Annotated in this window: 23 protein-coding genes; 16 read left to right on the plus strand and 7 right to left on the minus strand. The window is 63.3% G+C overall.

Translation table 11 applies throughout. From position 1 onward, the window contains the following. Window positions 1-133: 133 nt before the first annotated feature. The 4 genes from PARACOCCUSGL_RS0115625 to PARACOCCUSGL_RS0115640 form a co-directional block, all read right to left on the minus strand. A complete protein-coding gene (locus PARACOCCUSGL_RS0115625; RefSeq protein WP_010398537.1) occupies window positions 134-433 on the minus strand; it encodes a hypothetical protein in 300 nt (99 codons plus the stop codon). A gap of 84 nt (window positions 434-517) precedes the next feature. After that, entirely contained in the window at window positions 518-1,417 is a 900-nt protein-coding gene (locus PARACOCCUSGL_RS0115630; RefSeq protein WP_010398538.1) for a c-type cytochrome, read from the minus strand. Beyond that, complete coding sequence (locus tag PARACOCCUSGL_RS0115635) at window positions 1,414-2,754, minus strand: cytochrome c (protein WP_010398541.1); 1,341 nt, start codon at window positions 2,752-2,754, stop codon at window positions 1,414-1,416. Before PARACOCCUSGL_RS0115635 ends, PARACOCCUSGL_RS0115630 begins: the two co-directional genes overlap by 4 nt. Window positions 2,755-3,031: 277 nt before the next feature. After that, window positions 3,032-3,733, minus strand: a complete 702-nt coding sequence (locus PARACOCCUSGL_RS0115640) for a L,D-transpeptidase (protein ID WP_010398545.1) — start codon at window positions 3,731-3,733, stop codon at window positions 3,032-3,034. A 256-nt stretch (window positions 3,734-3,989) separates the two neighbouring features. On the opposite strand from PARACOCCUSGL_RS0115640, the gene PARACOCCUSGL_RS0115645 reads away from it, so the two are divergent. Further along, the gene (locus PARACOCCUSGL_RS0115645; RefSeq protein ID WP_010398548.1) at window positions 3,990-4,541 is read left to right on the plus strand and encodes a DsbA family protein; all 552 of its coding nucleotides are present in this window, start codon (window positions 3,990-3,992) and stop codon (window positions 4,539-4,541) included. Between the two features lie 203 nt (window positions 4,542-4,744). Here PARACOCCUSGL_RS0115645 and PARACOCCUSGL_RS0115650 read toward each other — a convergent pair whose 3' ends face one another. Together PARACOCCUSGL_RS0115650 and PARACOCCUSGL_RS0115655 are read right to left on the minus strand one after the other, a co-directional pair. Continuing rightward, entirely contained in the window at window positions 4,745-6,304 is a 1,560-nt protein-coding gene (locus PARACOCCUSGL_RS0115650; RefSeq protein WP_369750424.1) for an AbgT family transporter, read from the minus strand. After that, entirely contained in the window at window positions 6,258-7,532 is a 1,275-nt protein-coding gene (locus tag PARACOCCUSGL_RS0115655) for an amidohydrolase (RefSeq protein WP_237701537.1), read from the minus strand. Before PARACOCCUSGL_RS0115655 ends, PARACOCCUSGL_RS0115650 begins: the two co-directional genes overlap by 47 nt. Here PARACOCCUSGL_RS0115655 and PARACOCCUSGL_RS21575 point away from each other — a divergent pair. The 10 genes from PARACOCCUSGL_RS21575 (at window position 7,525) to PARACOCCUSGL_RS0115710 (ending at window position 14,300) form a co-directional block, all read left to right on the plus strand. Next, window positions 7,525-8,282 (plus strand): IS5 family transposase gene (locus PARACOCCUSGL_RS21575; protein WP_114538003.1). Its coding sequence is split into 2 segments (ribosomal slippage): window positions 7,525-7,849 and window positions 7,849-8,282, totalling 759 coding nucleotides; the frame shifts between segments, so codons are not numbered across the junction. The genes PARACOCCUSGL_RS0115655 and PARACOCCUSGL_RS21575 overlap by 8 nt on opposite strands. A gap of 48 nt (window positions 8,283-8,330) precedes the next feature. Continuing rightward, a complete protein-coding gene (locus PARACOCCUSGL_RS0115670) occupies window positions 8,331-8,993 on the plus strand; it encodes a Crp/Fnr family transcriptional regulator (RefSeq protein WP_010398557.1) in 663 nt (220 codons plus the stop codon). Window positions 8,994-9,062: 69 nt separating this feature from the next. After that, window positions 9,063-9,275 (plus strand): DUF2892 domain-containing protein, encoded by a 213-nt coding sequence (locus PARACOCCUSGL_RS0115675; RefSeq protein ID WP_010398560.1) that lies wholly within the window; start codon window positions 9,063-9,065, stop codon window positions 9,273-9,275. Beyond that, window positions 9,272-9,700 carry a YeeE/YedE family protein gene (locus PARACOCCUSGL_RS0115680; protein WP_010398563.1) on the plus strand — a complete coding sequence of 143 codons (429 nt, stop codon included), beginning with the start codon at window positions 9,272-9,274 and terminating at the stop codon, window positions 9,698-9,700. The genes PARACOCCUSGL_RS0115675 and PARACOCCUSGL_RS0115680 overlap by 4 nt, the downstream gene beginning before the upstream one ends. A 1-nt stretch (window position 9,701) precedes the next feature. After that, complete coding sequence (locus tag PARACOCCUSGL_RS0115685) at window positions 9,702-10,136, plus strand: DUF6691 family protein (protein WP_010398564.1); 435 nt, start codon at window positions 9,702-9,704, stop codon at window positions 10,134-10,136. A 41-nt stretch (window positions 10,137-10,177) separates the two neighbouring features. Continuing rightward, a complete protein-coding gene (locus PARACOCCUSGL_RS0115690) occupies window positions 10,178-11,062 on the plus strand; it encodes an MBL fold metallo-hydrolase (protein ID WP_010398566.1) in 885 nt (294 codons plus the stop codon). Between the two features lie 13 nt (window positions 11,063-11,075). Beyond that, window positions 11,076-11,408 (plus strand): TIGR01244 family sulfur transferase, encoded by a 333-nt coding sequence (locus PARACOCCUSGL_RS0115695; RefSeq protein ID WP_010398568.1) that lies wholly within the window; start codon window positions 11,076-11,078, stop codon window positions 11,406-11,408. Window positions 11,409-11,473: 65 nt separating this feature from the next. After that, a complete protein-coding gene (locus PARACOCCUSGL_RS0115700; RefSeq protein ID WP_010398570.1) occupies window positions 11,474-13,210 on the plus strand; it encodes a SulP family inorganic anion transporter in 1,737 nt (578 codons plus the stop codon). Window positions 13,211-13,277: 67 nt separating this feature from the next. Further along, the gene (locus PARACOCCUSGL_RS0115705) at window positions 13,278-13,712 is read left to right on the plus strand and encodes a hypothetical protein (protein WP_010398572.1); all 435 of its coding nucleotides are present in this window, start codon (window positions 13,278-13,280) and stop codon (window positions 13,710-13,712) included. A gap of 15 nt (window positions 13,713-13,727) precedes the next feature. After that, complete coding sequence (locus PARACOCCUSGL_RS0115710) at window positions 13,728-14,300, plus strand: rhodanese-like domain-containing protein (protein ID WP_010398574.1); 573 nt, start codon at window positions 13,728-13,730, stop codon at window positions 14,298-14,300. Window positions 14,301-14,373: 73 nt separating this feature from the next. Here PARACOCCUSGL_RS0115710 and PARACOCCUSGL_RS0115715 read toward each other — a convergent pair whose 3' ends face one another. Beyond that, entirely contained in the window at window positions 14,374-15,276 is a 903-nt protein-coding gene (locus PARACOCCUSGL_RS0115715) for a LysR substrate-binding domain-containing protein (RefSeq protein ID WP_010398576.1), read from the minus strand. A gap of 104 nt (window positions 15,277-15,380) precedes the next feature. Between PARACOCCUSGL_RS0115715 and PARACOCCUSGL_RS0115720 the strand changes: the two genes are divergently transcribed. From PARACOCCUSGL_RS0115720 to PARACOCCUSGL_RS0115740, 5 genes are all read left to right on the plus strand, one after another. Beyond that, window positions 15,381-16,019 (plus strand): peroxiredoxin, encoded by a 639-nt coding sequence (locus tag PARACOCCUSGL_RS0115720; RefSeq protein ID WP_010398579.1) that lies wholly within the window; start codon window positions 15,381-15,383, stop codon window positions 16,017-16,019. A 62-nt stretch (window positions 16,020-16,081) separates the two neighbouring features. Next, window positions 16,082-17,425 carry a bifunctional sulfur transferase/dioxygenase Blh gene (blh, locus tag PARACOCCUSGL_RS0115725; protein WP_010398582.1) on the plus strand — a complete coding sequence of 448 codons (1,344 nt, stop codon included), beginning with the start codon at window positions 16,082-16,084 and terminating at the stop codon, window positions 17,423-17,425. A gap of 385 nt (window positions 17,426-17,810) precedes the next feature. Next, the gene (gene cydD, locus PARACOCCUSGL_RS0115730; RefSeq protein WP_237701540.1) at window positions 17,811-19,472 is read left to right on the plus strand and encodes a thiol reductant ABC exporter subunit CydD; all 1,662 of its coding nucleotides are present in this window, start codon (window positions 17,811-17,813) and stop codon (window positions 19,470-19,472) included. Further along, entirely contained in the window at window positions 19,469-21,160 is a 1,692-nt protein-coding gene (locus PARACOCCUSGL_RS0115735; RefSeq protein ID WP_010398587.1) for an amino acid ABC transporter ATP-binding/permease protein, read from the plus strand. The genes cydD and PARACOCCUSGL_RS0115735 overlap by 4 nt, the downstream gene beginning before the upstream one ends. A 55-nt stretch (window positions 21,161-21,215) precedes the next feature. Then, window positions 21,216-22,793, plus strand: coding sequence for a cytochrome ubiquinol oxidase subunit I (locus PARACOCCUSGL_RS0115740; RefSeq protein ID WP_010398590.1), 1,578 nt, complete (start codon window positions 21,216-21,218; stop codon window positions 22,791-22,793). The last annotated feature ends 2 nt before the right edge of the window (window positions 22,794-22,795 follow it).

Raw genomic sequence — 22,795 nt, forward strand, 5'->3', positions numbered from 1 at the left:
TCCACCAAATGCCGGGACTGAACACCTAAAGCACCATTCGACAAACGCCTTCCTCCTCGTAGTCCAACAGCCGAGGCGAGGCGCAGAAAGGCCATGCGACAGACTTATATGCCGCATTGGTAACGGCCCAGACTCATGCCCGGATATACAGCCAGCCGGCGGCCTGCCGTTCCGCCAGATGCAGAACCGCCGCAGGCACCGTCTTCAGGTCAGCCGGAGCCTTCATGTCCTTGTTGCGCAGCGTATTGTCGCAAAGCCTGACAAGGCCGTCAGTCGCAGGATCGCGTCGTTCGATCACGACCGCCACCGCCTCGGCATTGACGACGATCTCGCAACGCGCATCCGGCGCGGCTGCCAGCAGGTTCCTGGCATTCGACCGTGCCCGCGCAAGCGACGCTTCATCGGGGGCGTGAATGACAAGCTGAAGGGGCATGGTTTCTCCTTGGGTAGAAACGGCGTTATCTGACATGACCGAATTGCCAGTGCGGTCATGTCGCAGGTTGGGCAAGGTGTCGACTCAATACCTCGCGTCCTTGGGCCTGTTGCCGTTCGGCCAGTCGTTGACCTTGCCCGGAAAATCCGGGCGCGGCATATGCGTGAAAAATTCGGCCACGTCCACCGCCTCCTGATCGCTCAGCACACCGCCCTGTCCCAGTTGCCCGGTCAGGTGCATCGCCGGGGGCATCGCCCATTTGACGAATTGCGCCGCCTTGTAGGTCCGCGCCATACCGGCGCCGATATTGAAGCTTTCCTCGCCCCAGAGCGGCGGGAACAGGATATCGCCGGACTGGTCGCGCATCCCCTCGCCATTCGCGCCGTGACATGCCGCGCATTTGGCCGCGTAGATGCGCTTGCCGTTTTCGGGGTCGGGCAGCAGGCTCTCGTCGATCGGCCCGGCATTGACGATATCCACGGTCTGGCCCTTCGGCACGTCCTGGCGCAGCCAGTCCATATAGGCGATCATCGCCTTCATTTCGGGGCCGTCTGGGTCCAGCGGCTTGCCATTCATCGAACGCTGGAAGCAGCCGTTGATCCGCATTTCCAGATCCACGTTCTTGCCGGCGCGCGGCATCACGCGGGGATAGAAGTTCACAGTGTTGATATAGCCGTTCGCTCCCTCGATCTTGCCGTCGCCGAGATGGCAGGAATTGCAGTTCATCGCCGCGCCGACATTGTCGGGCAGCAGCCGGGCGGTATCGGCCAGCAGGCGCTTGCCATACAGGATCTCATCCGCATTGGACTGGGCAAGGATGTCCTTGTCGGCGGGGACGGCATAACGGCCGACAGCGTTGCCCTCGGCATCGAGGATCGCCATCCCTTGCACCTCGGGCGTATCCGAGGGCGATCCGCGCAGGGTGCCCCATCCGCCAAGGGCAAGAACGGCCATCGCGGCGATCAACAAAACCGGCTTTTTCATTGCTCGGCCTCCGGTGCGTAATGGACGGGTTTATGCGCCAGTTCGCGGCGCATGCGGGCGATGTCGCGCTCGGTCACCGCGCTGGCATGGTTGCCCCAGGAATTGCGGATGAAGCTGATCACCCCGGCCAAATCCTCGTCGGAAAGATGGGCAAAGCCCGGCATGGCGAAGGTCATCTGATGCGCCGGGGTCTCGGGCATGCGCCCGCCGGCCATCGTGACCTGGATCAGCGAACTTGGATCATCGGCGAAGACCATCGAATTGCCCTTGAGCGCGGGGTAGATTTCGGGCGCGCCCATACCGTCGAGACGGTGGCACTGCGTGCAATGTTCGACATAGGTGATCGCGCCGGGGGCCGAGAAATCGCCCGCGCGCAGGGCCTCCGTGGTTTCATCCTGCTGCGGCTGCCAAGTCTCGCGCCCCGGTCGCGGCAGCAGCGATTTCAGATAGCGCGCGATGGCCGTCAGGTCGGCATCGGTTAGGTAATGCAGCGAGTGCTGCACCACATCCGTCATCGAGCCGAAGGCCGCCGTCCGCTGGTTCCGGCCGGTTTTCAGGAAGGCGACCAGTTCCTCCTCGGTCCAGGTCGAAAGGCCCGTATCCTCGTTGCGCAGGTTTTTCGCGTACCAGCCCTCCAGCACCGAACCCGACAGGAACCGCCCCGCCGCGTCGCTTTTCAGCGCCTTTTCCTGATAGCCGAGACCGCGCGGCGTGTGGCAGGCGCCGCAATGGGCCAGGCCCTCGACCAGATAGGCGCCGCGGGCAATCTCGGGATCGGTGCCTTGGGCGATCTCGAAAGTGCGGGGCTGCGCGAACAGCAATTGCCACCAGCCCAGGGGCCAGCGCATCGAGGCGGGCCAGGGGATTGTCGTCTCCTGGTTTTCCTTCCGCACCGGCGCGACCGAGGACATGAAATAGGCATAGAGCGCCTGCACATCCTCGTCCGAGACGATGCGATAGGACGCGAAAGGCATCGCCGGATAGAGATGGACGCCATCCGGTCGCACCCCCTTGCGCACGGCCCGCTCGAAATCGCCGTAATCGTAACTGCCGATGCCGGTCTCGGGATCGGGGGTGATGTTGGTGGCATAGATCGTGCCTATCGGCGTCTGCAGGCCAAGCCCGCCCGCGAAGGGCGCACCGCCCGGCGCGGTGTGGCAGGCGATGCAATCGCCGGTCCTGGCAAGATACTCTCCGCGCGCGATCAGGTCGGGATCGCCGATATCGACGGCCCGATCCTCTTTCGGCGCGAACCACCAGGGACTTGACACCGCAATGCCCCAGGCCAGGGCCAGCCCCGATATTCCGCCCAGCAGGGCAAATCTGACGAATCGCATGACTTCCTCGTCTTGGTCGATAAGGAAGCAATAGGCTTTCCTGCGTAGCCGGATGTTGATTCAGATCAATGGTGATGCTATTTTATTTAATTAATTCAATATTATAAGTGAACACGCGCCATCAGGGGCGGAAGCCCACCCTGATCGCGCGGGCGGGCTGTTCGGCAAGGAATTGCGGGGATCCGAACAGCGGCTGGCGCGATTGCCACCGCCTCCTTTCGGCCCCCGACCTTAAGGGAAGCTTAAGGAGCGGATCGTCGCCGAACCGCCCCGCGCATCAGAAGATTGTCACCTGCGTTCCCACCTCGACCAGCGGGTACAGCCGGGCGATATGTTCGTTGTATAGCCCGTAGCAACCGCTGGACGACTTGCGGCCGATCTTGCGCGTATCATGGGTGCCGTGAATCAGGTAGGCAGGCCAGGACAGGTAAAGCGCATAGACGCCCAGGGGATTGTCCACGGCCCCGCCCTCGACCCGTTGCGGCAATGTCGGGTCGCGTTCCCGCATGCTGGGGGTCGGCGTCCAGGTAGGGCGCTCCGCCTTGCGCACCACTTCGGTCCTGCCGCGCTTGGTCAGTTCCTCCGAAACCGGGATCGAGGACGGGAAAACCAGATAGGTGCTCTCGTCGCCGGACCAGAAATGCAGGGCACGCGACGACACATCCGCCAGGATCACCCCCTTGCCGAGGGTCGGGTAGAAATCGCTCCAATGGTGGTTTCGGAAGGAGGATATGTTACGTCGGCTGTCCTGCGCGGGGTCGATCTGATAGACACCCATGTCGGGGGCCTGCCCCGCGGTTGATGCGCCGTAGACGGCCTGCCCAGTGGTCGGATCAATTGCCTGCGCCGATGCGACGCGCGGCAACACCAGACCGCCGGCCAGCAATCCGCACAGAAAAGCGCGCCTGCTGGCACCACCTTCGATTTCAGCCGAAAGTTTGCGCAGCTCGCGCGGCCGTTGATGGCGAGGTTCGTCCATGTCTCATGCTCCAGTCGTTCAGGGGCAAGGCCCCGCGCCCCAGATGACTGACCAAGCTTAAGCCCAGCTTAAGAGCGGCCAGCCGCAGGGCAGGCTGGCATCTTAAGCCTGGGTTAAGGCGCGGCGCATATCGATGGGCAGCAGACCCGAAAAGGACAAGTTCATGGCAGACAGAAGAAGACCCGCCCCTGATCGCCGGCGTTTCCTGCAAGCCGGCATCGCAGCAGGCGCGTTGGTGGTCGGCGGAATACCTGCAATGGCGCAGGACAATCCGATGCCCCCCGACCTGCGCCAGGCCCTGGAGCGCGAACAGCTTGGCGCGGTCCTGGGCAATCCCTCGGGCGATGTCACGCTGACCGAGTTTTTCGACTACAACTGTCCTTATTGCCGCGCATCGGTTGCCGACATCCACCAGTTGATCTCGGAAGATCCGCAACTGCGAATCGTGTTGCGGGAATGGCCCGTGTTCGGCGCAGGATCTCTTTACTGTGCCCGCGCTTCGCTGGCGTCGTTGCGCCAGGAGAAGTTCTGGCCGTTCCACGCCGGCCTGATGGGCATCAAGGGCGAGGCGGACGACAGGAGCGCCCTTCGCGTCGCCGAGGCGGCCGGGCTGGACATAAGCCGGCTGCGCAAGGATATGGATAACATCGAGATCGCCCGGCAGATCGAACATTCATGGCTTCTGGCCGAAAAGATGGGGCTGTCCGGGACGCCGACCTTCATTGCCGGGGACTTCGGCGCCTTCGGCAAGCAATCATTGGACCAACTTCGCTCCATGATTGCAGACGTGCGTCGCAGCCGCTCGTAGAGCGTTGATCCGTTCCGGCTCTTCCGGAATACAGCCCCTCGATCAAGGGCCAGCTGGGATCCTCGCGGAGCACAGCCCAGAGAAACGACCGCGTCTAAGAAGTGCGCATGGCAAGTCGCGAATCCCCGATCAAGGAGTACTCATAGAGGCGAGACCAGCACCGCCCGCCGCAGCAAGACGAGCGGTGCTCTGTCAATCGATCATCAGGGATAACTGATGGGCGTTCCGAACCCCACCGGCAGGTCCAGGAAATACCACACGATGATAAGTACCAGATATCCAATGGAATAGGCGATGCTATAGGGAATGATCGCACTGAAAATCGTACCCATTCCCACATTGCGGTCGTATTTCTGCGCAAGTCCCAGCAAAACGGGGAAGAAGGCATTGAGAGGCGTCAGCGGGTTGGCGACACTTCCGCCCATTCGGTGGATCGCCTGGGTCAATGCAGGATGGATTCCCAGTTGCATCATCATCGGAACGAAAACGGGTGCAAAGATCAGATAGCGCGCAGATCCGCTGATGATGAACATGTCCGCGATTGCCTCAAGCAAAAAGAAAAGCACAAGGACAACCACGACAGGAACCGCCAGATGGGTCAGGGCCTGCCCTCCGCGGATGGCCATAACCGCTCCAAGGTTCGATTCGTTGAACAGATACAGGAACTGACTGACGACGATCGCGATGACGATGAACGGAGCGATCGTTTTCACGGCTTCGGTCATCAGATGAACCATATCCCGCAGGTTCCTGATCTTTCCCGTGCCGACGCCAAATACGGTTCCGGCCAAGGAAAAGACAATGAGCAAGATCGGGAACACCAACCTCATCAACGGCGCATCGATCACCAGCGACCCGGTCGGTGACCGCAGGAAGCTGTTTTGCGGAATTGCGGCCACGATGATCGCCAGAAGAAACAGCCCGACCGAGAGATAGCTTCTCCGCAGCGCCCGGCGTTCCACATCCGTCACCTCGATATCGGTCGGCGCCGCAAGTTCGCCCTCATATTTGCCGAAGCGCGGCTCGACGAACACGACGGTCACGAACGTGGCGATGACCGCGACGACAACGGTGCTGGTCGCCAGCAGGTAGTAGCCATTGAGGATGTTCATGTCGAAATTCACATCGACAAGATGCGCCGACTGGATACTGATCGGGGTCAGGATCGCATCGAAGCTTCCCGGGATGACGCTGACCCCGAACGAGCCGCCGACCACGGCATAGCCAAGAAACAGGCCCACGAGAGGATGCCTGCCCATGCCCAGGAAGACGCTTGCCGAAAGGGCTGGAACGATGGCGAAGGACACATCGCCCGCAATGTTGCCGACAGCGGCGATGCAGGCGACGGCAAAAACGACGTAGATGCCGCGCACGCCCCGCAAGGAGTGCTTGATCGCGACGGTGAAGAAGCCGACCTGTTCGGCGATGCCCGTAGCCGCGGCCATCACGATGACGATCGCAAGCACCGGAAAGTTCTGCAGGTTCACCGAAAGCTTGCTCATCCAGGTCAGGATGCTGTCGAGTGTCAGCATGTTGTGGACCCGGATCACCTCGCCCGACTGGGGGTGCGTCGCGGTCACGCCGGCCCATGACAGGATCGCAGACGCCAGAAGCACCAGAGCGATGATTCCCAGAAAGATCCCCAAGGGGTGGGGCATCCTGTTGCCGATCCGCTCGACAGCGCTCAGGAACCCTTTCTTCCCGACGATTGCGACGTCACTCATGACCGACCCCTTTATCGCCGGAGAGGCTTTCGATCGCATATTGCGCGTGCAGCGCCGCACCCAGGGCAAGCGAATTCTCGTCTATGTTGAAATTCGGGTGGTGGTGCGGAAAGTCTGAGCCGATATCCGCATTCCGGATGCCGACAAAGGCAAAGACCCCAGGATAGGTATCCAGATAGTCGGCGAAGTTTTCCGACGCCATCAGCGTGTCGAACTTCGTCATCGACGGCGCGAGGCCCAGATTGCGGACTGCCCGCTCAGCGATGCTGCTGTAGACGGGATGATTTTCGACGACGTCAAAGCCGGCGCTCCACTCAGTCACGGCCGATGCCCTGAAGGTTTCAGCCGTGGCTCCTGCCATGCGCTCGATCGCGCCGATCATTTCGGACCTGATTTCCGGCGAGGTCGTGCGCAGCGTCCCCTCGATCCTGACCTCCTCGGGAATCACGTTCGCACCTTCTCCGCCCGCAATCTTGCCGAAGCTGAGCGTCACCGGCGCCGCCGGATCGATCTCGCGGCTGGTGATCGTGGCACAGTTCATCACGATCGCGGCGGCAGCGATGATCGGATCAACGCCCCGGTTGGGATAGGCGCCATGCGTGCCACGACCCTTGACCGTGATCGACACCTTCCTGACCGAGGCCATCCTGGGGCCGGCCTCGACCGAAATCTTGCCGCTTTCCAGTTCGGACCACAGATGAATCCCGAAGATGGATTCGACGGGAAACTTCGCAAGTTCTGCCTTGATCTCGGCCGTGCCCTGCCCGATTTCCTCGGCTTGCTGAAAGCACAGCTTGACCGTGCCTTGCAGGGCATCGCGGTTGGTCGACAGGATGCGTGCAGCGCCCAGCAGCATGGCGACATGCCCGTCATGTCCGCAGGCATGCATTACGCCCGGCACCGTGGACGCATAGTCCAGATGGGCATTGGCTTCCTGAATGGGTAGCGCGTCCATGTCCGCGCGCAGCGCGACCATTCGGTGGTCTCGCTTGCCGGCAATCGTCGCAACCAGACCGTGAGCGCCGACCCGGACATGGGGAATACCCATGCCGTCCAATTCCGAAGCGATCAGTTCCGACGACTTCGCTTCCTGAAGCGACAGTTCGGGATTGGCATGAAGTCGCCGCCGTATATCCACCATGTAGCCATGGTGGGCCCGTGCTTCTTTCAAAATATCCATTCTCTTTTCCCTGTTAGGCTCAGGACCCATTGATTTCAGACCGTTGGCATGATTCAGGCCTTGCAAGGAGACCTGAACGATGAGCAACCTTTACTGGCTGTCCGACGCCCAGATGGAGCGCCTCAAGCCTTTCCTTCCGAAGAGCCATGGCAAGCCCCGCGTCGATGATCGTCGCGTTCTGAGTGGCATAATCTTCATCAATCGCAATGGGTTGCGCTGGCGTGACGCGCCGAAGGAATACGGCCCGGCAAAGACACTCTACAACCGGTGGAAGCGTTGGAGCGACAATGGTGTCTTCGCCCGGATCATGGTGGGCCTGGCCACCGAGAGCGCCGAACACAAGACGATCATGATCGATGCGACCTATCTCAAGGCACACCGCACGGCGTCGAGCCTGCGGGTCAAAAAGGGGGGCGTGAACGTCAGATCGGGCGGACCAAAGGTGGCATGAACACCAAATTGCACGCCGTCGCCGATGCAAAGGGGCGGCCGATCGGGTTCTTCATGTCGGCCGGCCAAGTCAGCGATTACACCGGTGCAGCGGCTCTGCTGGGCAGCCTGCCGAAGGCGGGGTGGCTGCTGGCCGACAGAGGTTATGACGCCGATTGGTTCAGAGCTGCCTTGAAAGACAAGGGGATAAAGGCCTGTATTCCCAGTCGGAAGTCCCGCAAGAAGGCGGTGAAATACGACAAGCGGCGCTACAAACGGCGCAACCGCATCGAGATCATGTTCGGCAGGCTCAAGGATTGGCGGCGCGTTGCCACCCGATACGACCGGTGCCCGGAAACCTTCTTCTCTGCGATCATGCTCGCCGCAACCGTCTTGTTCTGGCTATGATCCAGAACGAGTCCTGAGCCTAGAACCCCTTTCAACGCAGGAGAGCAGATGGACGACTGGACCGCATATTTCAAAGAAATGGATCAGCTTCCTGCGCCGATGCGCAAATCCCTTTTGCGCGACAGCCGAAAGCTGCAGTTCCCGGCGGGATCGCGCCTGTTCGGGCCGGGGCAGCCCGCAGGATATCTGCTTTTGCTGGTCTCGGGGAAGGTCAGGGTCACCCAGGTTTCCGACACCGGGCGCGAACTCGTGCTCTACCGGGTCGGCGCTGGCGAAAGCTGCGTGCTGACCTCGGCCTGCATGCTGGCCTATGACGATCTGGCAACCGAAGGCTTGGCGGAAACCGATATCGAGGCCATCGGCATCCCCAGGGCCACCTTCGACGAGATGATGGCGCTGTCGCCCGACTTCCGTGGCTTCGTCATGCGGGCCTGGTCGCGGCGGGTCACGGATCTTCTGTCGCTGATCGACGATATCGCGTTTCAGCGCATCGACCTGCGGCTTGCCAACCGGCTGCTGGCGCTGGCGACAGGTGACACCGTCCATGCCACGCATCAGCAACTTGCCGCTGAGCTCGGCTCGGCGCGCGAGGTCATCAGCCGGACGCTGTCCGAGTTTCAACGCCGGGGATGGATCGAACAGGCCCGGGGCGAAGTTCGGCTGATGAATCGGCCCGCGCTGGAAAAACTGACGCGAGAGCCGGAACTGTAACCAAGTCACCGACGAGAGGTCGCGATCGTGGCATCCACATGCCACGAAACACAGTCCCGAGGTGTCCCGATGATCAAGAACCTTGGCCAGCCCGACCGCATCCTGCGGTTGGCGGCCGGAATTGTCGCAGCCGTGATCGCATGGTTCTACGGCGGCGGCTGGCCGGTGCTCGGCCCCGTGCTGTGGGTCGTGGCGGCCATATTGATCCTGACCGCAGCCTTTGCCACTTGCCCGGCCTACAGGCTGTTCGGCCTGTCCACCTGCCCGCTGAAAAAGAAATGACCAGCTTCACCCCGCTGACCTCTTTCGCGGGCGGCATGCTGATCGGGCTGGCGGCCGTTCTGCTGATGGCCTTTCACGGTCGCATCTTCGGTGCGACCGGCATCCTGTCAGGCCTGATGCGCGGCGGCGATATGCGGGACTGGAGCCTGCGGGCCGCCCTCATGCTGGGCATGGTTCTGGCGCCGGGGCTGATCCTGTTGCTCACCGGCGGGTGGCCGGCGCTGGAGGTTCCGGTGCCCATGGCCGCGATCATCACCGGCGGTCTGCTGGTTGGCATCGGCGTGAGTTACGGCGGCGGTTGCACCTCGGGCCATGGCGTCTGCGGCAATGCCCGGTTTTCGCGCCGCTCGATCACCGCGACGCTCAGCTTCATGGCGACTGCCTTCGTCACCGTCTATGTCACCCGTCACCTGATCGGAGGTTGAGATGCGCCTGCTTTCCGCCCTGCTCATCGGCCTGGTCTTCGGGATCGGCATTGCCACATCGGGTATGATCAACCCGGCCAAGGTTCTGAACTTCTTCGACATCGCCGGGACCTGGGACCCCAGCCTCGCCTTTGTCATGGGTGGCGCGCTTGCCGTCGCCATCCCGGGATACCGGCTGGTGCTTGCCCGCAAGGCCCCCCGGTTCGAGCCGAAATTCCAGCTTCCCGACACGAAACTGATCGACATGAAACTGGTTGCCGGCTCCGGCCTTTTCGGCATCGGCTGGGGGATTGCGGGCTTTTGCCCCGGCGGTGCCCTGCCCGCGCTTGGCACACTCCGCCCCAAGGCACTGGCCTTCGTCGCGTCAATGATCCTCGGCCTCTTCATCGCGCGCGGTCTGAAAGCCCTCGCTGCCCGCTCGCCCCAATCTGCCTGATCGGGCCGCCCGATCCCGCCATCTGATATTCGGAGGATAGCATGTCCTGCAAAGCCGACCTCACCGTGAAACCCGAAGTCACGCCTTTCTTCGATCCGGCCACCAACACCATTTCCTATGTGGTGAAGGATCCCGGATCTGACGCCTGCGCGGTGGTCGATTCCGTGATGGATATCGACTATGCCGCCGGTCGCATCAGCTACGAATCCGCCGATGCCATCATCGCCTTTGTCCGCGAACAGGGGCTGAAGGTCGAATGGCTGATCGAGACCCATGTCCATGCCGACCACCTGTCGGGCGCGCCCTACATCCAGGCGGCACTCGGCGGCAGGATCGGCATCGGCAACCAGATCACCGTGGTGCAGGAAACCTTCGGCAAGGTCTTCAACGAAGGCACCGAGTTCCAGCGCGACGGCAGCCAGTTCGACCGGCTGTTCGAGGATGGCGACAGCTATCAGGTCGGCGGCATGAGCTGCTGTGCGATCCACACGCCCGGCCATACCCCCGCCTGCATGACCCATGTGATGGGCGATGCGGCTTTCGTCGGCGACACGCTGTTCATGCCCGATGGCGGCTCGGCCCGCGCCGATTTCCCAGGCGGCGACGCAGGCACGCTCTACGACAGCATCCAGAAGGTGCTCGCCCTGCCGCGCGAGACCAGGCTCTTCATGTGCCATGACTATGGCCCCAATGGCCGTGACATCGCCTGGGAAACCACCGTGGCCGAGCAGCAGGACCACAATATTCATGTCGGCAAAGGCCGCACGCGCGAAGAGTTCATCGCCATGCGCGAGGCACGCGATGCCACGCTGAAGATGCCGACGCTGATCATTCCCTCGCTTCAGGTCAATATGAAGGCAGGCGAACTGCCGCCCGAGGACGAGAGCGGCAAGCGGTTCCTCAAGGTGCCGCTCGGCGCATTGTAAAGGGCGAGATAGTATGGATATCCAGAAACTCTCTCCGAGGCTCGGGATCTGCGGACAGGTCGAACTGTCGAATATCCCCGAGATCGTCCAGGCGGGCTATCGCCTCCTGGTCTGCAATCGCCCGGACAATGAAGAGCGTGGCCAGCCCGGCTTTACTGAGGTCGCCGAAGCAGCTCAGTCGGCAGGGCTGGCGACCCTGTATCTGCCCATCGCCGGACCTTCCGATTTCGCGCGTCAAGCCCCCGCCATGGCCGAGGCGATGCGAACAGCATCGGGGCCGGTCCTGGCCTACTGCCGGTCCGGCGCCCGATCCTCGATGCTGTGTACCGCCGCCCTGGCCCCCTGACCTTGTTTCATCGCATGGCCCGTTCCTGAAGCCGCGCGATCCGCCTATTGCTGAAAGCGGCCCCCATGCGCCTGTCCCTGACCCGCCATCTGCCCATCCTCGACTGGGGGCGGCGCTATTCGAAATCAGACCTGTCGTCCGACCTGACGGCGGCGGTGATCGTCACTATCATGCTGGTGCCGCAATCGCTGGCCTATGCGATGCTGGCAGGCCTGCCCCCCGAGGCGGGGATCTATGCCTCGGTTCTGCCGATCGTGCTTTATGCGATCTTCGGCACCAGCCGCGCGCTGGCCGTCGGGCCGGTGGCCGTGGTGTCCCTGATGACCGCTTCGGCCGTGGGTCAGGTGGCGGAAAGCGGCACCGCGGGCTATGCCGTGGCCGCGCTGACGCTGGCGCTGCTATCAGGGGCGATGCTGATCGGTCTGGGCCTGCTGCGCTTCGGTTTTCTGGCGAACTTTCTGTCGCATCCGGTGATTGCGGGGTTCATCATCGCCTCGGGCCTGCTGATCGCCGCAGGGCAGGCGCGGCATATCCTCGGCATCGCGGGTGGTGGCGACACCCTGCCGGAAATCCTGCATCGGCTCTGGCAGCATCTGGCCGAGACGAACTGGCAAACGCTGGTGATTGGCGCGGCCTCGATCGCCTTCCTCGTCTGGGTGCGCAAGGGAATGAAGCCCGCGATGAAGCGGCTTGGGGCAAGTGACGGGCTGGCATCACTGCTGACTCGCGCCGGGCCGGTCTTTGCGATCATCGCGACAACCGTGACGGTCAGGGCGTTTGGCTTGCATGAACAGGGCGTCGCCATCGTGGGTAGCATCCCGCAGGGCCTGCCGCCCCTGACCCTGCCCGACCTGGCGCCGGGGCTAATCGGGACACTGGCCCTGCCCGCCGCCCTGATCTCGGTCATCGGCTTTGTCGAAAGCGTTTCGGTTGCACAGACCCTTGCCGCGAAAAAGCGCCAACGCATCGACCCGGATCAGGAACTGATCGGCCTTGGCGCCGCCAATGTCGGTGCGGCTTTCTCAGGCGGCTTTCCGGTGACGGGGGGCTTTGCGCGATCAGTCGTGAATTATGACGCGGGTGCCGCCACCCCTGCTGCGGGCGCCTTCACGGCCATCGGGCTGGCACTGGCTGCGCTGACCCTGACGCCGCTGCTCTATTTCCTGCCCCAGGCCACGCTGGCAGCCACGATCATCGTCGCCGTCCTGAGCCTTGTGGATCCGGCGATCCTGCGCCGCACCTGGGCCTATTCGCGGCGCGATTTCGCAAGCGTTGTGGTGACCGTCCTTTCCACGCTTCTGTTCGGAGTCGAGGCCGGGGTCTCGACCGGCGTCGCGCTGTCCCTGCTGTTGCACGTCCTGAACACCGCCCGCCCGCATGTGGCCGAGGTCGGCCTCGTGCCCGGCAGCCAGCATTTCCGCAACGTCTTGCGCCATCAGGTCGAAACCCTGCCGGGGGTGCTGATGCTGCGGGTGGATGAGAGCCTCTATTTCGCCAATGCCCGCGCCATCGAGACGCTGGTGCTCGATCGCCTGGCAGCCGACCCCGCCATTCGCGAGGTGGTGCTGATGTGTTCGGCGGTGAATGTGATCGACTTTTCCGCGCTGGAATCCCTTGAGGCGCTGGCCACGGAACTGGCCGCGCAGAAGGTCCGCCTGCATCTGTCGGAAGTGAAAGGCCCGGTCATGGACCGGCTCAAGACCACACATTTTCTGCGCGATCTGAACGGCGAAGTCTTCCTGTCGCAATACGACGCCTGGAAGAGCCTGGCCGCGACAGGCCCCACTGCGAAGGCCGGGTAAACACACTGGATAGCCCAGTCGGCCATCGCAACCCTGCATTGTCATCAACGAGAAAAGGACCGAACCCATGAAAAAGACCCTCCTTGCCGCCACCCTGGCTCTCACCACCGCAGGCGCGGCCCAGGCTGACGAGCCGCGCAAACTGGTGACGATCCTGACCGCGCCCGAGGCCCAGACCCAGCTTATGGCGATGGTTCTGACCATGAATGCCGTGGCGCAGGGCGCCGAGGCGAAAATACTGCTTTGCGGCCCTGCCGGCGATATTGCGCTGCAAGCAGCCCCGGAAACCGCGACGGCAGGCCAACCCCCGAAAGGCGCAAGCCCGCAAGGCCTTCTGAAGACGATGATCGCGGAAAACGGCGTGCAGGTGCAAGTTTGCGCGATCTATTTGCCCGGCATGGGTGTCGGCCCGGAAGTTCTCATCGACGGCGTGACCGCTGCGGCACCCGACGCCATGGCGAAGGAACTGATCGACGACGACACGACGGTCATGAGCTTTTGATCCGGAACCATGAATATGAAACAGGTCCTGCCCGCCCTTGCTCTCGCCATCATGCTTCCCTTCGTCGCCCAGGCCCAGGAAAGCGATTCCTACAGCGAAACGAAACTCGGCCTTTACGCGACTGCGACAGAAGCCCATGCCATGATGGAGGCCGATCCTCGCGCGATCCTGATCGATGTCCGCGACCCGTCCGAACTGATGTTCACCGGCGCCGCCGAAGGACTGGACATCCATGTGCCGTGGATGGTGTTCGACCGTTCCGCATTCAGTGCCGAAAAGGGCGTCTGGCCGATGAAGCGCAACGATGGGTTCGAGGCCAGCGTAAAGGCCCGTCTCGATGCCCTTGGCGTGACACCAGAGGATACCATCCTCGTGATGTGCCGTTCGGGTTCGTCGCGCAGCGCGCCTGCGGCGGATGTGATCAATGCAATGGGCTATACCAAAGTCTGGTCCGTTACCGATGGCTTTGAAGGCGGCACGCTCAAGGAAGGCGCGTCAAAAGGTGTGCGGGCCGTGGACGGCTGGCGCAACTCCGGGCTTCCATGGAGCTATAAGGTAGATCCCGGTATCGCCTGGACGCAGGAATAGCTCTTCGCTTGACCATGCCGCGGCACGGTGTCCCCAAAGACACCATGCCGCGGCCCCCGCAACAGCAGGACTTTCAGGCCACGGCCGTTTCCTCGCGCACATCGCGAAGCAGGGCCGCCATCTGCCGGAAGACCGCTGTATGCGGCGATCCAGGACGCCAGGCCAGCACCACCTGGCGCGGACATGCGCCGGGCAGCGGCAAAAGCGCGACACCATGCCCCCGCGTCGCCCCGGCATCCACCGCCAGCTGGGGCAAAAGCGTGATGCCCAGCCCCTCCTCGACCATCGAAACAAGGGTCGGCAGGCTGGTCGCGGCAAATGTTTCATCGGCGTGGAGCGCGATCCCCGGAAAAGCCGAGAGCGCGTGGCGCTGCAAACAATGGCCCCGCTCAAGCAACAACAGCGGTGTGCGGGACAGATCTTCAGGCTCTGCCTGACCCTTCGCCGCCAGCGCATGTTTCTCGCTGACAGCCAGTTGGTATCCATCCTGAAACAACGGCTCAACCACCGCATCGCCCAGATCATGGGGAAGCGCGACCAGAATCAGGTCAAGCCGTCCCTCGGCCAGCCCGGCGGCAAGGCTGTCGGTCAGTTCCTCACGCAGGAATATCCGCAGATCAGGCCAGCGGCGGCGAATCGCGGGCAAGGCGCGGGGCAGCAGGAATGGCCCCAGTGTCGGGATCGCCCCCAGACGGACCTCCCCCTGAAAGGCGCCGCTGTGCTGGCGCGCCGCAGCCTCGATATCCCTGACCTCGGCCAGTATTCGGCGGGCACGCGCGGCAATATCTTCGCCCGCCGGGGTCAGCATGACCGATTGCCGTGTGCGCTCGGCCAGCACAACACCAAGGCGCCCCTCAAGTTCTTTCAACCCGGTCGAAAGCGTCGGCTGCGTCACGTTGCAGACCTCCGCCGCGCGCGAGAAGTTCAGCGTATCGGCAAGCGCGGTCAGAAAGCGAAGCTGGCGAAGGCTGGGCATGTTATTGAAAATCTAGATTACGCTTAGTCATATAATCAATTTCATATATATGTGTAAACCTACTACCTCTTGGTCATCGCAAACACGAACCCAGAGGTTTCCAGATGACCGACGCCCCCGCCCTGCCGCGGCTGAATGAACCGGCCCCCGATTTCGACGCGCCGACCACCCATGGCCGCAAGAAGCTGGCCGATTTCCGCGGGAAATGGCTGGTGCTGTTCTCGCACCCGGCGGATTTCACCCCGGTTTGCACCACCGAATTCATCGGCTTCGCAAAATTGCAGGAACAGTTCGCCGCGATCAACACGCAGCTGATCGGCCTGTCGATTGACAGCACCCATTCGCACATCGCCTGGACGCGCAACATCAAGCAGAATTTCGGCACCGAGATCGGCTTTCCGATCATTGCCGATCTCAGCATGAAGGTCGCCCATGACTATGGCATGATCATGCCAGGCGCTTCGGACACGGCTGCGGTGCGGGCCACATTCGTGATCGACCCTGAGGGCGTGCTGCGTGCGATGCTCTACTATCCGATGAATGCGGGCCGGTCTGTGGCGGAAATCCATCGCCTCGTCGTGGCCCTGCAGACGGCCGACACCAATGCCTGCGCCATGCCCGAAGCCTGGGTACCCGGCCAGCCGGTCATCGTGCCGCCCCCGAAAACCCCGGAAGAGGCCGAAGCGCGCGCCGCCGAGGGTTACAATACGGTCGACTGGTATTTCTCGACCCGCACTCTCTGAACATCAAGGCAGGGGCATCATGCCCCTGCCCGACTTGACCTGCGCTGCGAAAGTCCGCCTTCATGACACCGATCCGTATCACAGACAGCTTCTTCATCACCGGCCAGATCCGGGCTGCGGACATGCCCCAGCTTGCCGCTATGGGGTTTGTCGCCATTCTCAACAACCGCCCCGATGGCGAGGAAGCCGACCAGTCCGATCATGAAACCATGCGCCAGGCGGCGGCGGCCGTCGGCATGGGTTATCTCTGGCTGCCGGTGACGGGTTCCACGATCGATGGCGAGGTGGCGGAGACGTTTCGCTCCATGCTCGACGCCGCTTCGGGACCGGTACTCGCGCATTGCCGCTCCGGCGCTCGGTCCTTCACCCTTTGGGCCATCGGCGAGGTGCTTGCCGGCCGGATATGCTCCGAAGACCTGGCCGGGTTCGCGCAGGTCAGGGGATGCGACGCAAACGCAGCGCTGAACTGGCTCGCGCATGATGCCCAGGCAAGGGGCCAAACTCTTCTACGAAAGGAACCTCAGATGTCCAGCAAACCCGAAGTGACCGGTTTCTTCGATCCGCGCACCTGGTCAGTGCAATATGTCGTGGCCGACCCGGCAACGAAGGACTGCGCGATCATCGACCCTGTCTATGACTACGACGAGAAATCCGGCCAGACCGGAACGCAACACGCCGACGAGATCCTGCGCTTTGTCTCTGACCGGGGCTATCGCGTGCAATGGATTCTCGACACCCACCCCCATGCCGATCATTTTTCCGCCGCGCATTACCTGAAGGAAAAGACCGGCGCGCCCACGGCCATCGGCGAAAAGGTGGTCGAGGTGCAGAAGCTATGGAAAGGCTTCTACAACTGGCCGGATTTCCCCGAGGACGGTCGCCAGTGGGACAGGCTCTTTGCCGATGGCGATACGTTCATGGTCGGGACGATTCCTGCGCGTGTCATGTTTTCGCCCGGGCATACGCTGGCCTCGATCACTTATGTGATCGGCGACGCCGCCTTTGTTCATGATACGCTGTTCCAGCCTGACAGCGGGACGGCACGGGCCGATTTTCCCGGTGGAAATTCGAAGGTCCTGTGGGACTCGATTCAGGCGATCCTGGCCTTGCCTGACGAGACCCGCATCTTCACCGGCCATGACTATCAACCCGGCGGGCGGGAACCACAGTGGGAGTCGACCGTGGCCGAACAGAAGGCCGGGAATATCCACATGGCGAAATACCGGACCGAGGCGGAATTCGTCACCGCGCGCGATGCCCGCGATGCAACCCTGCCGATGCCGAAGCTGATCCTGCATGCCTTACAGGTGAACATGAACGGTGGCCGATTGCCCGAACCGGAGTCCAATGGCAGGCGATATATCAAGCTGCCGCTCGACGTGCTGACCGGCGCGGATTGGGGGTAGATCATCCCTGTAAAGCAGCACCGCCAGGACCCGCCGCCGCTTTGAATAGCTGCGGAGTTGATCACCCCGTAGCGATGGAATGCCGTTGCGCGCGGCCTGGAATACTCGGTTAGGAATTTCGAACCGGACCCGGAAGATATGTAAGCAAAATCACTCCAGCGCCAGATTACCAATCCTGATTGCAATTCCTGCCGCCGCGCTATTCGGGCCGACAACTTGCCGCGCGTCACCCTGCCACGTTGCCGTGGCGGGTCAGAACGATACCTTGTCGCCTTGATCCCTGAAATGATCAGCCCGCATCCACTAATACACTTTCGAAAGCGCATGGTGCCAGACCGCGCCTTGCCAGAGAAACGAGATGCCCCGTCAGACCCGAAATGACCATATGGCACAGAAGGCAGACCGGCCCGATATACTGGACCTTTTGCCGACGATGGCCGCGCTGGTATGGCTACCTCAGGCGGCCTTGCTTGCCGTTGCGATTGCGGCGGTGGCGAAGGGCGCGGTGCTGGCGGAGATCGCGGGATTCGCCGCCCTTGCGGCATTTCTCGGTATCTTGCGGGCGCTGATCACCTCCGCCAGTGAGCGTGCAAGCTTTCTCAGGGCGCGCGAGGCGGTGACGGGCCTTCGCAATGCAGCCGTTCTGGCTCTGGCGTCGCGCTCCCCTCTGGATGCCACGCGCACGGCTTCGGGCGAGGCCGCCAGCATGATCGCCGAACAGGCCGAAAGCATCACGCCATGGCTCGCGCGGTTCGGGCCGACACGCGTCAAGGCGGTCGTCATCCCTTTGGCGATTTTCCTGACAATCCTGCCGCTCTCCTGGGCGGCAGCGCTGGTCTTGCTGATCGCATTGCCAGTGATCCCGGTCTTCATGGCGCTGATCGGCTGGCGCGCGCAGGCGGCCAGCAAGGCGCAACTGGTCGAGGTCGGCGCGATGAACGCCTTTCTGCTGGACCGGTTGCGCGGGCTGGCCACGATCCGGGGGCTGGGCGCGGTTGATCGGGTGGCGGAACGCGTCGATGAGGAGGCGCAATCCCTGCGGGTGCGCACCATGGCAGTGCTGCGCATCGCCTTCATGACCTCGGCGGTGCTGGAGCTTTTCGCAGCACTCGGTGTCGCCATGGTCGCGGTCTATGTCGGCTTTCACCTGCTGGGGGACCTGGATTTCGGCGCATGGGGCGGCAAGCTCGGACTGGCGCAGGGCATGTTCATCCTGCTGCTGGCGCCTGCGTTTTTCGAGCCCATGCGCGAATTGTCGGCTATCTGGCATGACAAGGCGGCGGGTCAGGCCGCGCATGAAAACCTGTTGCGGCTGGCGCAGGAAGGCCACCGGCTGCCCGAGGCCGGGCAAGTCTCCGCTCCGGTTCCCGCAGACAGGCTTGCGATCGGCCCGGCGGTTGTTGTCAGGGGCCTGACCTTTGACCACACCGGACCCGACCGCCTTTTCCCGGAGGGGCTGGGCTTTACCGTCAACCACGGCGAACATGTTGCCCTTCTCGGGCCCAGCGGGGCTGGCAAGACCACGATCCTGTCGTTGATTGCGGGGCTGACGATGCCGAAAGCCGGCCGGATCGAGGTTTTCGGGCAGGAGCTGCGCCCCGGGACCGTCCTGCCCCTGCGCGCGCGGATGGCATGGATCGGGCAGAACCCGCATATCTTCGCCGGATCGCTTGCCGCCAATGTCACCCTGGGCCGCAGCGGCATTGATGATGATACCATCGCCCGCGCATTGGCCGCGCTGCGGCTGGACCATGTGGCGCGCGCGCGCGGAAGCGCCCCGATCGGCGAAGGTGGCGCCGGTCTTTCGGGTGGCGAAGCCCTGCGGCTGGCCCTGGCAAGGATCGCCGTCACGCCGCAGGCGGAGCTGATCCTTGCGGATGAACCCACCGCCCACCTTGATCCCGTCACCGCGGGCAAGATCACCGACGCCCTGCTACGGCTTGCGCGGGGGCGTACTCTGATTGTCGCAACCCATGACCCGCGCCTCGCCGCGCGATTGGATCGCAGCATCCGTCTGGCCCCTCTGGCAGGGAGGGCAGCGGCATGAAGCGCGTTCTGAATGATTTCCGGCCCTTCCTTGGCCTGTTCCGCGCAGGTATAGGCCGGAAACTGTTGGGAGGTGCGGCGCTGGCCGCCCTGACCGGGCTGATGGGCATGGCGCTTCTGGGCCTGTCGGGCTGGTTCATCACCGCGACCGCGCTTGCGGGGCTGGTGCCCGCCACGGCCTGGGCCTTCGATGTCTTCATGCCCTCGGCGGCGATCCGGCTCTTTGCGCTTGGCCGCACGGCGGCGCGTTACGGCGAAAGGCTGGTGACCCATGATGCAACGCTCGGCCTGCTGGCCGCGTTGCGCGGGCGGCTGTTTCGCGGCTGGTCGGCGCCGGGCGCGGCACGGGCGCTGGCGATGCGCCCGGCCCGCCTGCTGTTTCGGCTGACCGCCGATGTCGACGCGCTCGATACCGTTTATCTGCGTGTGCTGGTACCGCTGGGAACCGCGATCATGGCGGCGCTGGCAACAGGGATCGCGCTGGCCTTCATCAGCCCGGCTCTGGGGTTCGCGGTCTTTGCGGTGCTGGTGCTGACCGGAACTTTCGTCGCGGGGATCACTGCGCGCAGCGCCACCCCCGCAACCCTGCGCCGCGCCGCCCGGATCGAGACCTTGCGGGCGCGCGTCATCGACCTTGCCAGCGGCCAGACCGACCTGCTGATGGCGGGACGGATCCCTGCGCAAAGGGCCGCGCTGGCAGAGGTGGACGCAAGGCTTGCCGCCGACGACCACCGCCTCAACCGGATCGAGGCTCGGGCAGGTCTGGCCCATGGCCTGCTTGCGGCGGTGTTGCCTGCGCTGGTGCTGGTGGCGGCGGCAGCAATCGCCGCCGGGGGGCATATCGGCGCACCGGGTGTCGCGCTTGCCCTCCTCATCACCATGGCCGCGACCGAGCCTTTTGCCGCCCTGCGGCGCGGCGCGCTGGATTTTGCGCGCGCCCGTCTTGCCGCAAGACGCACCGGGCCTGCGCTGCTCTGCGCCGCCTTGCCTGTCGGCGGGGCCGGACCCGCCCCCGGTTTCGCAGCGGAATTGCATCACGTCACGCTGCGCCACGATGCGGCCCTTGCGCCGATCCTGCGGGATCTGTCGCTTTCGGTCCGAGAGGGCGAGCATATCGCGCTGATCGGGCCAAGCGGTGTCGGCAAGACCAGCCTGATCCAGTGCCTTGCCGGTGATCTGCCGCCCACGGCGGGAAGCGTCCGCGTCACCGCCGCTGCGCGGCTGACACAGCGCACCGAACTGTTCCGCGTCACCCTGCGCGAAAATCTTCGCCTCGGCGCCCCCATGGCAAGCGACGCGCAGATGATGGACGCTCTGACGCAGGCCGGGCTGGAAAGCATCATCCATGCACTCCCTCGTGGCCTCGACACAGAACTCGGCGATGGCGGCCAGGGTCTGTCGGGGGGACAGGCGCGGCGGCTGGCCCTTGCCCGGCTGATGCTGCGCGATGTGCCGCTCTGGCTTCTGGACGAGCCGACCGAGGGGCTGGACGGAGAGACCGCCCGCGATGTTCTGGCCCGGCTGCGCCATGCCGCAGGCAATCGCGCCACGATCACCGCCACCCATATCCGACGCGAAGCGGAAGATGCCGACCGCCTGCTGATCCTGGGGGATGGCGGAATCGCGGCCACCCATATCCGGGGCAGCCCGGGATTTGAGGCCGCATTGAACGGCCTGCGCCCCGACTGATCCGCCCGTCACGGGCAAAAAAGCTCCATCCACCCGCAGACGCAAAGGCAGCAAGATGGAATTCGACGTTGTAACCCTGTCGCGGCTTCAGTTCGCTTTGACCGCGCTTTACCATTTTCTCTTCGTGCCCCTCACTCTTGGCCTTTCCGTGCTGCTGGCGGCGATGGAGACAGTCTATGTGATGACGGGCCGCCCGATCTGGCGCCAGATGACCAAATTCTGGGGCACATTGTTCGGGATCAATTTCGTGCTGGGCGTCGCCACCGGCATCGTGATGGAATTCCAGTTCGGCATGAACTGGAGCTATTACAGCCATTATGTCGGCGATATCTTCGGCGCGCCGCTCGCCATCGAAGGGCTGATGGCCTTCTTCCTTGAGGCCACCTTCGTCGGGCTGTTCTTTTTCGGCTGGGACAAGATGTCGAAGGTCGGGCATCTCTTCGCCACCTATGCGGTGGCGATCGGATCGAACTTCTCGGCGCTCTGGATCCTGATCGCCAATGGCTGGATGCAGCACCCGGTGGGGGCTGAGTTCAACCCGGACACGATGCGGATGGAGGTCACCGATTTCTTCGAGGTTCTGTTCAACCCGGTCGCCCAGGCCCGCTTTGTCCATACGGTTTCGGCAGGCTATCTGACCGCCTCGGTCTTCGTTCTTGGTGTCTCGGCCTGGTATCTGCTGAAGGGCCGCCACATCGCCATCGCCAAACGCTCGATGACCATCGCAGCTTCCTTCGGACTTCTGGCCTCGGTTTCGGTCGTGGTTCTGGGGGATGAGGGCGGCTATCTGGCCTCGGAACACCAGAAGATGAAACTCGCCGCCATCGAGGGCATGTGGAAGACCGAGCCGGCTCCCGCCTCCTTCACCCTGTTCGGCATTCCCGACATGGAGGAACGCACCACCCATTATGCGGTCCACATCCCCTGGGTCATGGGACTGATCGGGACCCGTTCGCTGACGACCGAAATCCCCGGCATCGAGGAGTTGGAAGCCCATGCCGAAACCCGGATCCGCAACGGCATCCTTGCCTATGATGCGCTGCAGGATTACCGGGCCGCGCCCTCGCGCGAGGCAGTGCCTCCCGAGGCCGTCACGGCCTTCGACGAACACGGCCACGATCTCGGCTATGCGCTGCTTTTGACGAAGTATGTCGAGGATCCGCGCGAGGCGACTGAGGCGCAGATCAAGGCCGCAGCGTGGGATACGGTGCCGCATGTTCCGACGCTGTTCTGGTCCTTCCGCCTCATGGTCGCGATCGGCTTCTTCAACGTCGCGTTGATGGGCTTTTTCGTGGTGCTTTCGGCGCGCCGCAAGCTGGGCGTCAGCCGCTGGCCGCTGAAGATCGCGGTGGCCTCGCTGGCGCTGCCATGGATCGCCGCCGAACTCGGCTGGATCACCGCCGAATTCGGGCGCCAACCCTGGGCGGTCGAGGGCGTTCTGCCCACGGTCGCCGCTGTTTCCGAACTGACCGTGCCGACCCTCTGGCTGACGATCATCGGCTTCACGCTGATCTATTCGGTGCTGATCGTGATCGAGGTCCGGCTGATGCTGGAGGCGATCCGCAAGGGGCCGCAGCCCGATCACGACCCGGAAATGCCCCTTGCCCCCAAACCCCTTGTTGCAGCGGAGTGACG

The organism is Paracoccus sp. TRP, assembly GCF_000185925.1.
Classification (GTDB): Bacteria; Pseudomonadota; Alphaproteobacteria; order Rhodobacterales; family Rhodobacteraceae; genus Paracoccus; species Paracoccus kondratievae.

Excerpts from the sequence above, each read along its gene's own strand:
- PARACOCCUSGL_RS0115625 (WP_010398537.1), bottom strand. The coding sequence starts at position 433 with ATGCCCCTTCAGCTTGTCATTCACGCCCCCGATGAAGCGTCGCTTGCG.
- PARACOCCUSGL_RS0115630 (WP_010398538.1), bottom strand. The coding sequence starts at position 1,417 with ATGAAAAAGCCGGTTTTGTTGATCGCCGCGATGGCCGTTCTTGCCCTT.
- PARACOCCUSGL_RS0115635 (WP_010398541.1), bottom strand. The coding sequence starts at position 2,754 with ATGCGATTCGTCAGATTTGCCCTGCTGGGCGGAATATCGGGGCTGGCC.
- PARACOCCUSGL_RS0115640 (WP_010398545.1), bottom strand. The coding sequence starts at position 3,733 with ATGGACGAACCTCGCCATCAACGGCCGCGCGAGCTGCGCAAACTTTCG.
- PARACOCCUSGL_RS0115645 (WP_010398548.1), top strand. The coding sequence starts at position 3,990 with ATGGCGCAGGACAATCCGATGCCCCCCGACCTGCGCCAGGCCCTGGAG.
- PARACOCCUSGL_RS0115650 (WP_369750424.1), bottom strand. The coding sequence starts at position 6,304 with ATGCGATCGAAAGCCTCTCCGGCGATAAAGGGGTCGGTCATGAGTGAC.
- PARACOCCUSGL_RS0115670 (WP_010398557.1), top strand. The coding sequence starts at position 8,331 with ATGGACGACTGGACCGCATATTTCAAAGAAATGGATCAGCTTCCTGCG.
- PARACOCCUSGL_RS0115675 (WP_010398560.1), top strand. The coding sequence starts at position 9,063 with ATGATCAAGAACCTTGGCCAGCCCGACCGCATCCTGCGGTTGGCGGCC.
- PARACOCCUSGL_RS0115680 (WP_010398563.1), top strand. The coding sequence starts at position 9,272 with ATGACCAGCTTCACCCCGCTGACCTCTTTCGCGGGCGGCATGCTGATC.
- PARACOCCUSGL_RS0115685 (WP_010398564.1), top strand. The coding sequence starts at position 9,702 with ATGCGCCTGCTTTCCGCCCTGCTCATCGGCCTGGTCTTCGGGATCGGC.
- PARACOCCUSGL_RS0115690 (WP_010398566.1), top strand. The coding sequence starts at position 10,178 with ATGTCCTGCAAAGCCGACCTCACCGTGAAACCCGAAGTCACGCCTTTC.
- PARACOCCUSGL_RS0115695 (WP_010398568.1), top strand. The coding sequence starts at position 11,076 with ATGGATATCCAGAAACTCTCTCCGAGGCTCGGGATCTGCGGACAGGTC.
- PARACOCCUSGL_RS0115700 (WP_010398570.1), top strand. The coding sequence starts at position 11,474 with ATGCGCCTGTCCCTGACCCGCCATCTGCCCATCCTCGACTGGGGGCGG.
- PARACOCCUSGL_RS0115705 (WP_010398572.1), top strand. The coding sequence starts at position 13,278 with ATGAAAAAGACCCTCCTTGCCGCCACCCTGGCTCTCACCACCGCAGGC.
- PARACOCCUSGL_RS0115710 (WP_010398574.1), top strand. The coding sequence starts at position 13,728 with ATGAAACAGGTCCTGCCCGCCCTTGCTCTCGCCATCATGCTTCCCTTC.
- PARACOCCUSGL_RS0115715 (WP_010398576.1), bottom strand. The coding sequence starts at position 15,276 with ATGCCCAGCCTTCGCCAGCTTCGCTTTCTGACCGCGCTTGCCGATACG.
- PARACOCCUSGL_RS0115720 (WP_010398579.1), top strand. The coding sequence starts at position 15,381 with ATGACCGACGCCCCCGCCCTGCCGCGGCTGAATGAACCGGCCCCCGAT.
- blh (WP_010398582.1), top strand. The coding sequence starts at position 16,082 with ATGACACCGATCCGTATCACAGACAGCTTCTTCATCACCGGCCAGATC.
- cydD (WP_237701540.1), top strand. The coding sequence starts at position 17,811 with ATGGCACAGAAGGCAGACCGGCCCGATATACTGGACCTTTTGCCGACG.
- PARACOCCUSGL_RS0115735 (WP_010398587.1), top strand. The coding sequence starts at position 19,469 with ATGAAGCGCGTTCTGAATGATTTCCGGCCCTTCCTTGGCCTGTTCCGC.
- PARACOCCUSGL_RS0115740 (WP_010398590.1), top strand. The coding sequence starts at position 21,216 with ATGGAATTCGACGTTGTAACCCTGTCGCGGCTTCAGTTCGCTTTGACC.